12 protein-coding genes are annotated in these 14,580 nt (G+C 43.9%); 5 read left to right on the plus strand and 7 right to left on the minus strand.

The features are described from left to right. Positions 1–11: 11 nt before the first annotated feature. Complete coding sequence (locus BLR32_RS28235) at positions 12–788, plus strand: glycosyltransferase (protein WP_089836995.1); 777 nt, start codon at positions 12–14, stop codon at positions 786–788. Continuing rightward, positions 781–1,563, plus strand: coding sequence for a polysaccharide deacetylase family protein (locus BLR32_RS28240; protein WP_089836997.1), 783 nt, complete (start codon positions 781–783; stop codon positions 1,561–1,563). The genes BLR32_RS28235 and BLR32_RS28240 overlap by 8 nt, the downstream gene beginning before the upstream one ends. 93 nt (positions 1,564–1,656) lie before the next feature. On the opposite strand, the gene BLR32_RS28245 is transcribed toward BLR32_RS28240, so the two are convergent. Together BLR32_RS28245 and BLR32_RS28255 are read right to left on the minus strand one after the other, a co-directional pair. Next, the gene (locus BLR32_RS28245; protein ID WP_089836999.1) at positions 1,657–2,361 is read right to left on the minus strand and encodes a class I SAM-dependent methyltransferase; all 705 of its coding nucleotides are present in this window, start codon (positions 2,359–2,361) and stop codon (positions 1,657–1,659) included. A gap of 601 nt (positions 2,362–2,962) precedes the next feature. After that, positions 2,963–4,060 (minus strand): hypothetical protein, encoded by a 1,098-nt coding sequence (locus tag BLR32_RS28255; RefSeq protein WP_089837004.1) that lies wholly within the window; start codon positions 4,058–4,060, stop codon positions 2,963–2,965. Between the two features lie 214 nt (positions 4,061–4,274). On the opposite strand from BLR32_RS28255, the gene BLR32_RS28260 reads away from it, so the two are divergent. Beyond that, a complete protein-coding gene (locus BLR32_RS28260) occupies positions 4,275–4,793 on the plus strand; it encodes a DinB family protein (protein ID WP_089837006.1) in 519 nt (172 codons plus the stop codon). Between the two features lie 109 nt (positions 4,794–4,902). Here the strand turns inward: BLR32_RS28260 and BLR32_RS34260 are convergent, their stop codons facing one another. Further along, the gene (locus BLR32_RS34260; RefSeq protein ID WP_218124268.1) at positions 4,903–5,070 is read right to left on the minus strand and encodes a hypothetical protein; all 168 of its coding nucleotides are present in this window, start codon (positions 5,068–5,070) and stop codon (positions 4,903–4,905) included. 391 nt (positions 5,071–5,461) lie between these two features. Here BLR32_RS34260 and BLR32_RS28265 point away from each other — a divergent pair, with 391 nt between their 5' ends. Beyond that, positions 5,462–5,797, plus strand: coding sequence for an alpha-L-fucosidase (locus BLR32_RS28265; protein ID WP_089837008.1), 336 nt, complete (start codon positions 5,462–5,464; stop codon positions 5,795–5,797). A gap of 5 nt (positions 5,798–5,802) precedes the next feature. Here the strand turns inward: BLR32_RS28265 and BLR32_RS28270 are convergent, their stop codons facing one another. Genes BLR32_RS28270 through BLR32_RS28285 form a run of 4 tightly spaced genes read right to left on the minus strand, consistent with a single transcriptional unit; the run spans position 5,803 to position 12,769 of the window. Then, a complete protein-coding gene (locus tag BLR32_RS28270; RefSeq protein WP_176842457.1) occupies positions 5,803–7,710 on the minus strand; it encodes a RagB/SusD family nutrient uptake outer membrane protein in 1,908 nt (635 codons plus the stop codon). Positions 7,711–7,729: 19 nt separating this feature from the next. Further along, the gene (locus BLR32_RS28275) at positions 7,730–11,068 is read right to left on the minus strand and encodes a SusC/RagA family TonB-linked outer membrane protein (RefSeq protein ID WP_089837012.1); all 3,339 of its coding nucleotides are present in this window, start codon (positions 11,066–11,068) and stop codon (positions 7,730–7,732) included. Between the two features lie 52 nt (positions 11,069–11,120). After that, positions 11,121–12,179: a FecR family protein gene (locus BLR32_RS28280; RefSeq protein WP_089837014.1), complete on the minus strand. Its 1,059-nt coding sequence runs from the start codon at positions 12,177–12,179 to the stop codon at positions 11,121–11,123. A gap of 53 nt (positions 12,180–12,232) precedes the next feature. After that, positions 12,233–12,769 (minus strand): RNA polymerase sigma factor, encoded by a 537-nt coding sequence (locus BLR32_RS28285; RefSeq protein WP_089837016.1) that lies wholly within the window; start codon positions 12,767–12,769, stop codon positions 12,233–12,235. Positions 12,770–12,972: 203 nt separating this feature from the next. On the opposite strand from BLR32_RS28285, the gene BLR32_RS28290 reads away from it, so the two are divergent. Further along, on the plus strand, positions 12,973–14,487 hold the full coding sequence (locus BLR32_RS28290; protein ID WP_089837018.1) for a glycoside hydrolase family 43 protein: 1,515 nt from the start codon (positions 12,973–12,975) through the stop codon (positions 14,485–14,487). Positions 14,488–14,580 lie beyond the last annotated feature (93 nt).

The raw sequence follows: 14,580 nt of genomic DNA on the forward strand, positions 1-14,580 counted from the left end.
ATAACCGCTATATGTCTGTACAACCTTTATTAACTCCTGTTGCAGTTAATATAAGGGAGGGGAAGGTATTGACCGAAACGACCGGTCTTGATCTTATCCTGCCCTGCTGCAATCCCCCCGAAAATTGGGTAGAAACATTGCTACAACATTATGAAGAAGTACGGCACATATTGGCACCAGTGCCTGTACAGCTTATAGTGGTGAATGATGGATCCACAAGAAATTTTGGCGCGCAACAGATCACGCAGCTCCAGTCGGCTATCCCTGACATCATCATTGTTAGCTACCCCGTCAACTGCGGCAAGGGACATGCAGTGCGGGAAGGCTCGAAAAGGGGCCGTTTTGACCTCCAGATATATACAGACCTGGATTTCCCTTTTGGCGTAGCCGTTATAAAAAAGGTATATGAGCAGCTGCTGAAGGGAACGGACGTAGTAGCAGGAGAAAGGGGGGCAGCTTATCTGAAGTTGTTACCAGTCAGAAGAAAATTTATTACACGGGTAAGCCGCTATATGAACCGTTTCCTGCTGCATCTGAAGATAGATGATGCTCAGGCAGGTTTGAAAGGTTTTAACCCGCATGGACGCCGCATATTACTATCTACCCGTATAGACGGCTTTTTGTATGATAGTGAGTTTATTTACAAGGCAAGCCAGGACCCCTTGATCACCATGGAATCCCTGGATATTACTTGTCGCCCCGGCATCAGCTTTTCGTCGTTCAGGCCAAAGGTGTTGCTGCGGGAGCTGCGGAACTATCTGAGTATCTTAAAAATGAGTCATGAGTAAGGCTAACAGATTATTGATAAGCGTAGATGTGGAGGAGTTCGATATTCCCCAGGAATTTGGGGGCCAGGTGCCGCTGCAGGAGCAACTGTCTGTTTCTCACGACGGGTTGATGAGGGTGCTGGACCTGTTTGAGCGTTATGGCGTAAGGGCTACCTTTTTTGTTACTGCTTATTGGGCGCAACACTACCCTGAACTGGTTCGCCAGCTGGCAGACCGGCATGAAGTGGCGTCACACGCCTATTATCATAGTGAATTTACACCAGCGCACCTGGCAAGCTCACGGCTGGCATTGCAGGAAATAACGGGCATGCCTGTATACGGTTTCCGTATGCCCCGTCTCAAACCGGTTGACATAGCAACATTGAAGGGCGCCGGCTACCTGTATGATGCTTCCCTGAACCCGACCTGGCTGCCGGGACGTTATAATAACTGGGATAAGCCAAGAACGCCATTCCTGGAGAACGACCTCTGGATAATGCCCTCTTCGGTTTCACCGCTGTGCCGCTATCCTGTTTTCTGGCTCAGCATCAAGAACATGCCTGGTTTTGTTACGCGGCATTTCAGCAATACCATCCTGCGAAAGGACCGTATGCTGGCCTGTTACTTCCATCCATGGGAGTTGGCTGACCTCGGCGCCTATACGTTACCAGGCTATATCCGCCGCGTTTCAGGCAGCAAAATGGAACAGCGGTTAAGTAGCTTCCTGAGATACCTGCAGCAGAAAGGAGAGTTCTGTACACATGTAGAATGGCTCCGCCAACAGTCTCATATATAGGTGTTGATATTGCCAGCCCCGGCTACTTAATCAATGATAATGGATAATGACTATGGGAAGAACTGTAATCGTCAGCTATAACCTGTCGCTTGGTTAGTTCCGTGCGGAAATACCTTGCTGACTCTTTATGTGATACAAGATTTGCCGGTAAAGTCCTCCTTTATATAAAGGAACATTGAAAAGAGGGCGTATGATGTTTTTCAATTCGATGTAGATATATGATGTCAATATTTGCTTAGCGGTATATCCCCTGCATAGATAAACATCCTTATCAGCGTTCAGATAATCAAAAGTGTTGCGATTATATGAATTGACATGCTCTTCATGTAAAGGCTGTTGCTCATCATAAGGAACGGCGATATACAGGTCTTTGCATTTACTGAGCAGTTTTTCTACCACAGCTTTATCATTAGGTAAATGTTCCAATACATTTGACATGATAATAACATCTACTGAGGGAATACTATCAACATCCCTGGCCATAAACGTTGCGATGTCCCCGAACTTCTGAATACAAATATCTATCGCTGCGGTTGAAAAATCGATACCAATAAATCTGGCCTTAGGATAGTGTTTTTTATAAATGGGTATTGCATCTCCTAATGCACAACCGAAGTCAAGAATAGTACCCTGGAAGCCGGTATTCATTTTTAGTCTTTTTACTATTTCATAGGCGAAAATTTTAGTTTGATTCTCACCAGCATTGGCTCTCCATGACTTCTTATGATCTGAGCTAAACCTATCATCCCAATATTCTTTTGAATTTATATTCTCGGCATTCAATACATTCAGTTTCATATAATATTATTTTAATCTCAATGATTCTGTAAATATTTAAGTCGCCATTGAGTCGATATTAATACGTTGGGGATAGCGCTGTTTCACTTTGCGCAGGCGGTAATAGTTATTGATGAGAACTGAAGTCAGTACTCAACTCGCTGCTTAATAATAAGATAACACTGCTGGTATTCTTTTTGTTTGGAAGGAAGCCACCTTCACATGTATTATCGCTGCATAGTCTGCTATGTTGACTATTATGATCTGCTAAAAGAAGAGGGCGTATCAAAGGTGCTTTTCACTTTATTCAGAAGTGTATCCAATAACCGTGGTGAGGGTACGCATTGTGTTGTTACTTCCTGCTGGCTTGATCCTTTTCATTCTCCAGGTACCATAGAAAAGGATGAATACTGTTCGCATCCACTTTCTACATGATAAAAGCCATTAGGAAGTAGTATAATGGTTTTACTACATAAACCACCAACGTTGATATTTGTATAGCGTCCGGTTATTTGGCCTACGGCTGTTGTTGAAATGAGGAATATTATGATCAGTGAGGAAATACTCTTCATGATATAGGTTGCTGTGTTGTGTTTTAAAGTTGTATTGACGGCATTTCTTGTTAGATTATGCATTGGCCCAATTGCGTAATTTGAACACCGTCATTAGATATCATCACGCAGCGCAATTGTTCTAATTTTTTCAATGTTTGTAATACTTCCGTATCGGTCAATATATTTGTATATCTATTGCTTATATCTGCAATGTTGGTTCTGCCATGGCAGACATAGTGAATGAAACGCAGGAAGCTATCGTCTCTATATGTAATCCCTTTATTGAAGTAGAATTCATAAATGTAATTCTCTGCAATGGCTTTTTCCGCAGTCTCAACGCTATGAATGAAATTCGAAATTCGTATATGCTCATCATTGAAATTTCTCATAAGCTCGTACTCCTTGCCTTTATACTTAAGGGTATGTGTTATGATAAATCGTTTCTTTCGTTCATCGATCACGGGTATTTCGTATTTATCCAACTTCTGGTCTAACGCATTTTCTAATTTACCTTTCAATTCTATGATGTCCTGTCTGTCTAGTTTGACTATATCTATTGCATTTTCATTGAGCCGATTTTTAACTTTCTCTTCAATGAAAGGGGCAATTGGGAAGGACTCAAAGTTAGTGCAATACCCGATAGGCTCATATTCATCATCTTTGTACAAATACATGTGAACACCTCCGTCAGCAGGGCTATCGTCTTTTAGTTTTTCGTTTTCCTCCCTGGTGAGATGGCAATCATAGCAAATATCCTTCGGCAGATGGGGGCTATCCGTAGGAATGATTAATTTACTACAATCAGCACATGTGATTGCGAGATGCCTCTCTGTCCATGCCGGACAGTCTTCGTCGGTATCTTTCGGGGATGGAAAATAGAAGGTAAGATTATATTTTTCAGACGCCTTATTCCCAAACTGTTCCGCCAGCAAAGAGACAGACGGCTTCCCGTTAGTGAAGTATTCTATTCCCTCGGGGCTCGAAACTTCTCCTAAAAGGTGTCTTGTGGTACGTTTAAAGAAGAATATTCCTTTTACCGTATAAATATAAAGTAGCAAATACCAGCCTCCAGTATCGCCAGCCCATAAGGCTTCCAGCACGATTGGCTTTCCTCCAATTCTTTCAATTTCCCTGTCTAGTGTTTCAAATGTCGTTATATCAGGCATATAAGGCAGTTAACCGGAACCTTCAAGTTTAGTATTTAGGTGTTGTTAAAGAGCAATACTGCTGTAAATATATTTATAATTACGATAATGTATGTAGCTGGACATCATACTTAACCGTCCTGAACGATAGTGCTAGACAATTTTCCAGAAATCTAACGAATGCACCTATATCTATTATACGCAATCACTTTGTATCTTCATCAAAACCATATATATGATCATACAAGCCTTATTACAGGAGTTCGAGCATGAAGTGACCAGCACCAGGAAATTATTACAGGCTGTGCCCGCAAAGGACATTGACTTTAAACCCTCGCCTATTTCCTGGACAATGGGACAACTGGCTCAGCATATTGCAACTATTTACTACTGGTATGTGGGTACGCTTACCAAAGATGTTTATGATATGGCAAGTGATCGTTTGGAGCGTGGCGATCCTGCCGATATTCAGGCAACGCTCGCTTTGTTTGAAGAGAATGTTGAGAAGGCAAGAGTAGCGCTGAATACAATTACGGAAGAAAGTCTGCAAATACCATGGACAATGAAAGTGGGAGAGCGTACTGTTCTGGGACCACTTCCGCGTGGTATAGTTTTACGTGGGTTTCTCTTTAATCATATTTATCACCATCGTGGCGAAATGATGGTTTATCTGCGTGCAACAGGGAATGTTGTGCCAAGTCTGTATGGCCCAACCTATGAGCAGGAACAGGCTATGAAGAATGCTACCAGATAAGTTTGTTAATAATACATGAATCAGCTCTGTGTCTTATAGTCAGGATTGTAAGATAGACAGTACCAAAGGATCCATTATAAAGCCTTCGGTACTGTTTACCTTATGCTTGTCAACAATCACAAAGGGTTTCTCCGCGGGAACAAGTAGGGCAGGAGGTCTCAGCAAGAGATGTCAGACAGATACGGTCTCCTTTCAATGCATCTTCTTTTGATTTGCTGAGATTTGCAATCTTGACTTTTTTCAATTGGAGTTTTTTCTGGGTTGTGACTTTTTTCATAAAGTGAAGTATTAAAATGATCCTCTCCTGTCTTTAGCTTGAGGGTGCCATGCCATGGAGTGGTTGTTCAGCATACATAAGTGAATATCTTCCACCAGCAATCCCTTCTGGATTGAGTTTTTATTTATTACAGGTGATGTACAAAAGGAGATTAAGACCAGGGTAAACAAATGGGTTTTCTCTCCAGGGTTAAGTATTTGGCAGTTAAGGAATTAATTGCCTTACTAATTTATTGAATTTTTTTCAATGTTGAGCATTCTATCGCAATACGAATAGTTACGCTATTTCATTGAGTCAAATTATATTTCTTTACATATTATAGTCGAAATCCTTTGTATTAACGAATCAATCGCTTATAAAAGGGGCGGGCATTGTTCCTTTACAGGAACGGGTGCCGCAAACGCAATACGATATTACGCAACAACCCAATGATAAAGTTAAGTGGCTGGTAGATGTCAGATCCAGACAGGTATGGCAGAAATGTATGACGGTCGGTGGTGCATGGGGGTATTCATCCGCTATGGAAGATAGTAGCAGGCTAATATCTTTCGCAGGAATTAAACGTATGCTGGCCGATGTAACTGTCAGGAACATGTCTTTGCTGCTGAATGTCGGGCCAGACAGGCACGGAGTTATCAGCCAACCGGTGGCGCATCTGTTACAACAAACAGGTGAATGGCTTAAGTTACGTAGCGAAGCCATGATAGCAGTTGATATGATTGATTAGAGATGTCAATAGCCAGGATTCTGTGGACTCAGATTAGGATTTACATCACGCTGCGTCTGCGGTAAAGGCATCAGCTCACTTTTATTCGGTGTAAAGCCTACTGCAAAAGCATTCGTAAAAGAAGCAATACTGGACCCGCCTAGCCACCAGTTCACCCTCACCAGGCCTGCCGGCGCAGCCTCAATAGGACCGGGTTTATAAAATGAATACAAAAAGGGATTGAAACCGTCCACGTCTGAGCGGGATGGTGTTTTAACAAAGTATAGATAAGTAGGTAATTGTGAAGCATCACTGGCATATGAAGGACCATTTTCCATATAGGTATACAAAGGCAATGCCGGATGACTCGACTCTGTCGCCTTGGACCATGCCGTTAAGCGCGCCCGGGTTTCCTGTATAGCCGTGGAAAGCAGGTTCCAACGGAGCAGATCATATTTACGCACCCCCTCGTTGCCAAATTCCAGCATGCGTTCCTTTACCAGGAATTTAAAGAAACCTGTTTTGTCGGTAGGGATCACCGGAGCTGCTTCAGTATAGTTGCCACCATGTCCACGTCTGTTTACACTGCTCACAGCCTCAATAGCCGCTGCAGTCGGACCATTATTCAGTTCATTTTCCGCCTCCGCAAACCATAGCAGTACATCAGCAAACCTGATAAGTGGCCAGCTTAGCTGCATATTCTGAAGACTGTTATTAGTAGCAGGACGGCTGGAAGTAGATGAGTTGCCTGCACTAAAGACAAAGCTGGGATTGCTGACCCATTCTTTCCTGAATTTACCGTCATAGACCGCGTTAAGGGTATGACCTGTCTTAACAGTATCGAATGTGATCTCATAAGGCACGCAGGTTACATCACGCCTTACATCCGTAGAATCGAACATATAGAAATAGGTAGGCAGGATATTCAGGCCACCTCCACCAACGCCATTGACCCTGGTACCGGTCTGAATGCCCAGTTTACTGTCAGCATTTGTTCCGGAAGCCATAGACGCAACCATCATGAACTCACCGGCAGGATCGTTTAAATTATGAGCAAGCAGATAGTCTTTAAACAGGCTTTTATAGGATGATAACAGCGAATGTTGCACCGGATTGGCCATAATAGATGCACACTCATCTCTTGCTATTTTATAGTACTCCTGGTAGTCGGCAGGCCTTACCATTGTTTGCTGAGATACTGACAATGAATAGCCACCTCTTGTCAATGCTATTTTCGCCCGCAAAGCCTTTGCTGTGCCCTTGGTAAAACGCTGATCTATCGGATCTCCGATGTTCGGCACGTCCAGGCGCCAGGGCATCAGATCTTCCGCAAGCAACAGATCCTTTAACAGGTGATCATAAATAGTATCGCGGCTCATACGAGGTTTATATAATTCGCTTTCGTATTGTGATGGCAGCCATTGAGCCGGCACATCTCCGAAATTCCGGCATAGCTCGTAATAGTACTGCGCCCTTAATACCAATGCTTCTCCATGCATCCGTTTCAGCTGTGCCTGATCCTGTGCTGAGCCACCAGTATATGCCGGCATTTGAGGAATATTGTAGATGCATAAGTTGGCGCGTTCAATCCCCTGGTATAGCTGATTAAAAGGATTGGTGATCTGCAGATTGGAAGGGATGCCCAGGTATTTTGCCAGCAGCTGCCCTTCATCATTGGTGCTGGCATTGGTACCTTTGAGCATTTCATCAGAATCATATGGCCAGTATCCGCTTATACGAATGCCATAGCCATAATCTCCCGCCAGTGACATATAAGTACCCAGTAGTGCTTTTCGTGCATTCTGTACATTGTCGAAGACGTACTCCGTATCGAATGAAGACACTGCCTCCGGTTCAAGGAATTTCTTACAGGCTCCCAGAGACGTTGCAATTGCAATAAGTAGACAGATATAAAACAGTTTGTTCTGATTCATATAATAAGCTTTGGGATAATTAAAAATTGATATTGAGTCCTGCCACATATGTTCTGGCCCTCGGATAAGCTGCATAGTCCACGCCCGAGGTGGTTGGGTCAGACCGTCGCGTATTAGCATCAGGGTCATAACCGGTATAACCGGTGATCGTGGCCACGTTGTTGGCCGTTACATAGACACGCACACTACTGATGCCGATAGTGGACAACAGTGTCTTTGGCAGATTGTACCCAAGCGTGATATTATTTATCCTGATGTAAGATCCGTTTTCTACAGCATAGCTCTGAGAATAAAAGCCATTCACACTGGTAGATGGGAACCATTGGCTAGCCTTTCGGTTGATGCCACCAAGTGTCGCGGAATCAGCGCCGATAATAATGGTACTTCCTCCGCTGTTAATGGTTCGCTGTATCAGGTTGCCATTATCATCAATCATATGCCACCTGTTATTGGCGGAGCGTAATAAATTCACTTCAGCCCCATACGCGCTGCCATATTCCAGCTTATTGGCATTGAATACTTTATTGCCATAAACAAAGTTGATAAATACATTAAGATCGAAATTCTTATAGGTCACCGACTGTGTCAGACCGCCATAGAACTTAGGCTGGGAATGCCCGATAGTCGTTCTGTCATGATCCGCATCGATGACACCATCGCCATTTAGATCTTTAAACCTGGGAGATCCGGGTTGTAGCGCGTCTGCCAGGATGCCGGCATTCGACGGTACATTCTTTTTAAGCATATATTGTGTGGTCAGTCCGGGGTATTGCGGATTGGAATAGGAGGTTGTAGTGAAATCCGACAAAGTATAGAATCCATCATTGATATACCCATACATTGTTCCTACCTCTTCGCCTACCTTCAGAATATAATCTGCCGGGAAATTGTTTCCGCTAAACCAACCGGAGTTGCGCAGGATAATGTTATTCCCTCCAAGGCTGGTAATACGGTTCCTGTTGAAGGATATATTGAAGCTCGCTGAATAATTGAAAGTTCTTTTCCGGATAATATCGGCTGAAAGTTGTAGCTCTACACCTTTGTTACTGGTAGCGCCAATATTCTGAAATTGCGAAGTATAACCGGTGGAAGAAGGAATGGCCTGGTTCAGCAGGAGATTTTTTGAGCTGTTATAATACAGGTCCAAAGTAACGTTGATCCTGTTTTTAAAGGCCGTAAGATCAAATCCAAGGTTCCGGGCAATCTGCGATTCCCATTTCAGCAGGTTATTACCCAGGTTGGAAGGATTATAAACGCCGTTTAACGCCCCATTTAGCCCATATCCACCGCTTGCCGGTGAAACATACTGTGTGCGGTAGGAAAACGGTGTAATGCGGTTATTTCCCGCTATTCCGTATGAAAAACGAGCCCTCAGGTCATCCACCCATTTACTCTCGAAGAAAGGCTCGTTGCTGATCCTCCATGATACAATTCCTGACGGAAAGTATCCCCATTTGTTCTCTTCACCGAACAGAGAGGAGCCATCTGCACGCACGGTAAATTTCGCATAATAGCGTTGTGCATAATTATAGTCAATCGTTGTGAAGAAAGACGCCAGCGTGACCGGCACCTGTGAGCTGGACGGCTGCTGCTGCGGATACGCCGTTGTTGAAGCGGCTGCCAGCTGCAAATTATTGAATGCTCTATCAGCCGGGGTGCCGACCGGGAAATAACGAATGACCTGGCTACTGGAAGTCGTCGTTGTTTTCTGCGTTTCCTGTCCCAGCAAGGCGCTGAAACTATGCCTTGTCTTAAAAAGCGCCGGATTGACATACGACAACACATTCGAATTCACGAGTTGTGTTACCTGGATATCATTTAATGAGACTACCGGTTGCTTATTATAGGTTTTCGCGTTATTGGTCAGCGTATCGTCGTAAGATTTATTATTGGTAGTGGTTACATTATATGCGGCCTGCGATCGGAAAGTAAGATTCCTGACCAGTTCGAAAGAAAAGTTAGCATTCAGGTTCAACTGGTTGATGTGCCGTTTTCTTACCTCTGCTTCTGCCAGCAATATGGGATTAAGTATGTTAAAGCCATTACCGGCATTATTCAGATCAAGCGTAGGATCGTAGGAGTCTTCCTCTTCTCCCGGAAGTATCACCGGCTTGTATCTTGTATACTGCCGGAGGCGGTTGGCGCCCGCTCCTCCTGCGTCGGAAGTACCTGCACCAAGTATCAGCTGACGGGTATACCGGGTATTAAATCCGAAGCGAAAGCGGTTATTCGCTTTGTGATCAAGCCTGAAATTAAGATTCTTCCTGTCCAGGCTTGAGTTGATCAGTATCCCTTCCTGTTTCACCGCTGTGAGGCTCAGGTTATAAGTCGTGTTCTGATTTCCGCCGGTCACGCTCACATTATGCGATGACTGTAACGCATCATGTCCCATAGTCCGTTCCTGCCAGTCAAACCCTTTGCCGAACGTTGCAATAGTATCGAAATTCTCCGGGTACCTGATATACCGTTTAATGGCGCCTGCTGTATCGCCACGCCACCAGGCCCTTTCATATTGATAAGTCACAAAGTCGCGGGCGTCCATCATCTCAATTTTCTTTGCCAGCTGCTGTATACCGTAGAACATGTTATATGAAACAAGCGTCCTGCCGTTCGTATTACGTCCGCCTTTTGTAGTAATAACAACAACCCCATTAGCTCCTCTTGAACCATAAATAGCTGTCGATGCAGCATCCTTCAATACGTTAATAGACTCGATATCCTGTGGATTCAGGACGTTCAACGCATTATCCATCGGAATACCATCCACTACATACAAGGGCTCACTGCTTTGTGTAATCGACCCTCTACCACGTATATTGATAACGGGTTCCGCACCAGGAGCGCCCTCCGACATAGTGATCTGTACGCCTGCCAGCCTTCCCTGCAAGACTTCCGCTGCGTTATTGAGCGGATTGGCTTTCAGATCCTTTGCACCTACCTCAGAGGATGCAGCAAGTAGATCCCTTCTGCGGAACTGTTGGTAGCCTACAATGACCACATCATTCAGTTTAGACGATTGAGAAATGAGTTTGGCTACCAGTGAGGTGGTAGCACCGGCACCAACAACATGACCATTGATATGCTCTGTTGAAAAGCCTATGCTGCTGAACGTAAAGCGGTAGGAGGTGCCGGCAGGTAGTCGTGGAAATATAAATACGCCGCCACTGTCGGTTTGTGTGCCGGTTTTGAAATTGGTTTTGCTGTTCTCAGCTATCACGGATACACCGGGAATGGGCTTTCCATCTTCATCCCTGATAAGTCCTTTCACCGTGCCATAACCGGACTGGCCCATCATAGGTAACGGCAGGACGCAGCAAAGCATAAGTGCAGCATATACGCTGACAATCAATTTTGTCATACTGTAAGCAATCTGGATTAAGAAATAAAACTTTCTGATGTGGGATAAGCGCTTATCCCTTTTTGGTTACATAATATTTGTTGTCGGATCGTTTTGTCACTGTCAGATTATTCAAAAGGGCAATTGTCCCTAATACATCTTCAATGGAATCTTCTGGCCCGAATCTGCCGATAAAAAACAAGTTTTCCAACGTGGCTTTGTTATAATGGATCTCAGCGCCGTACAGTATTTCCAATGTAGTAAATACGTCTCCTAGAGGCTGACTGGTAAATTCGAACCACCCACCTGGTCTTATGCCTGGCGTTTTATTCTTTACTTTGATAGCAGCAAAAAATTTCCCGTCTTTACTTTGCAGGAAATTGTGTTGCCCGGGTACATAAGTACTTAACGGAATAATCAGTTCCTGACCAGGTAAAAGATAATTGGTAAATAGATGTATTACGTCTTTGCCGTTTCGCATAACGGGCTTCACCACTATTTTACCCTCATATAGCCGCACCTTCAGATCTTTGTCCCGCGGAAGTTTTCTTACAGAGAATACTGTTCCCAGTGCCTGTATAGAAAGATTTTCACAGTATACTATAAAAGGCCTTGTCTGATCCCGGGCAACCTTAAATACAACTTCACCATCCATTGTTATCTGCCTGGAGCGCTGCCATTGTCTGCGACTAAAGCTGATCTTACTATCAGGCGATAAGCTGGCTTCAGAGCCATCAGGAAGTGCATACAGCAGGGCTGTATCACCATTATTACTTAATACAAAACTATCAGTAACCATCCCGGCCGGAGTATGCGCCAATTGCCCGGAGGGAGGTTTGTTGGGTGTTGGCATCCAGATACATAACAGGAAAACACAGGTACATATCGTCAACCCATATAGGATACGCTTTATCGCCCGGTTTCGTTTGATGCGCCTCATTAAAGCATTCCACATTGTATCCCATCCAGAGGTAGGCGTCTGTTCCCCCTTCTCATCCTCCCAATCGCTCTCCTTATAGTATGGTTCAGCTATATCAGGATGATCTTTCAGCCATTCTGCCACTAACCTTGCTTCTTCTTCATTACATTGTCGGTCGAAAAACCTCCGGACCATGTCATCGTTAATATGCATAGAAAGTCCTTATTAGTAAATACGCAGAAGCGGGCATAATACCTCCGGTCATCTTAAAAAAAATCAGAAAGAAATCCGAAAGGAAGTAAAAGATGGAGTACTACAGCTTTTTTAATCAAACGCATAGCTTTGGAGATGTGGTTATCAACTGATTTAACAGTGATGGATAGGCGGGAGGCAATTTCAGCATATGACAGTCCCTGGAAGCGGTGAAGTTCAAATACCTGCTTACGTATGCCGGGCATAGCATCCAGTACTGTATACAGCTTTTTCCGCAGATCGAAATCTTCGGGAATGTAACAGACTTTATCATTGACGGAGTTGTTCTTCCATTTCACGGCAGTTTGCTGTTTGCGTAGATAGTCAATAAAAACAGTTCTTGAAATCCTGAATAAATGTTGTTCAATAGAAAAGTTTTCATCCAGGGTATGGCGATACTGCCAGAGTTTAAGGAAAGTGATCTGCACCAGATCCCTGGCATCTTCAGGGCAATTCGTTTTACGCAGGAAAAATCCGTAAAGTCGGCTGCGAAGCTGTAAGAAGGCCTGCTCATAAGCAAAGTGATCCCCTTTCTTAATTGAGCCAATCATAACGTTTCGTTTTTCTCGTGGAAATAAAGTGTGATGAAATAGCGGGTTCGACGCAAAGGCTGTGTAGCTATTTCTTTAGGACTTATAGCATATTTACGGATTAATTGCCATTTGGGTAGAAAAAGTTACGCAATCGTTCCCGAAAGAATTATGTGTAATCATATTCATTTTGTATTTTCCGCGTTATAAGTTGTCGTTTGAAAATGAGATACTATTTTAACAACCTATTATTGCTTATCGGCTTTTTATGTGTTCAGCCCATTACTGTTTTGAAGGGACAAACGAATTCCAGCGCTTTTATCTCCGGCGATTTTGCTGATCCATCCATCATTAAAGTAAAGAACCGGTATTATGCTGTCGGCACATCTTCTGAATGGGCGCCACATTTCCCGATCTATACATCCGGGAATCTGCAGGACTGGAAGCAGGTAGGTTATGTCTTCGATAAGGCTCCCGAATGGACTTCTGGTTCATTTTGGGCACCTGAATATTATTTCCATAACAACACTTATTACATTTACTATACAGCCCGCCGGAAAGCTGACAATGTCTCATGCATAGGCGTTGCTACTTCAAAATATCCCGACAGAGGATTCAAAGATCATGGTGTCATTGTAAGCTTTGGTAAGGAAGCGATAGATGGGTTTGTGTATAATGATAACGGTCAATTGTATATCACCTTTAAAGCCTATGGCCTTGATAAGCGGCCGATCGAAATTCTGGGTAGTAAGTTGTCTGCAGATGGTTTGAAGCTGGAAGGAGAGGTGTTTTCTCTTTTGAAAGACAATAACCGTATGGGAATGGAGGGGCAGAGCATCCTGCATAAAGACGGTTTCTATTATTTATTCTATTCCTCCGGCGATTGTTGTGGAAGAGGCTGTAGTTACAATGTACGGGTAGCCAGATCGAAGACCTTTAAAGGTCCTTACGAAGAATATAGCCAGAACCCTGTATTGCAGACAAACGAAGCCTGGAAGTGTCCGGGTCATGGAACATTTGTAAAGCGGGATGATGGCAGGTACATGTATATCTATCATGCATACAATAAAGAAAGCAATGTGTTTACCGGTCGCCAGGGAATGCTGGCAGAATTGGTATGGGGAAATAATGACTCCTGGCCTTCTTTTGGAAGTCAGCAGACAGGTAATAATTCAACCGGTAATATATCCGCTTCCTTTCAGGGACAGCAAATAGCGCCTTACTGGCAATGGGATTTCCGCAATGCAACACCCGTTATACACCAGGAGAAAGGGAAGCTCTACCTGTCGGGAGCAGTCAAAGAAGGGAATAATGCTGGTGTCGTATTAACAGTTCGTCCGGTAAGCAACCATTTTGATCTGACTACTACTGTTACAAATAGCAATACAGCACTTAAAGGACTGGCATTTTATGGAGATGCTAATGCAGCGATAGGGCTTGGTGCGGTGAACGATAAAGTGGAATTCTGGATGGTGAAAGATAATATCCGCACTGTATTAGCTACTCAGGATATAAAGGCCGGTATACCTGTCCAGTTGAAATTCACGATGAAGCCGGACCAGACCTGTGAAGTGTTTTACAGACAGGAGGGAAGTGACTGGCGGCAGATGGCGCCTGAGGTAAAACAGGATGTGAGTTTTTTACCGCAGTGGGATAGGAGTCCACGGATGGGTTTGCATTTTAAAGGGGATGCGAGCCTTGAAGCAGCGTTTTCGAGCTTTGAGCTGGTGAATCGATAATGAAAGTAGATACCTATAGACACTATACAACGGAAGCCGTACTTCCGCCAAAATGATGTCATAAACGATAGAATCATTTAAGAAACAATCAGC

The sequence above is a fragment of the Chitinophaga filiformis genome (assembly GCF_900102545.1).
In the GTDB taxonomy this organism is placed as follows: domain Bacteria; phylum Bacteroidota; class Bacteroidia; order Chitinophagales; family Chitinophagaceae; genus Chitinophaga; species Chitinophaga filiformis.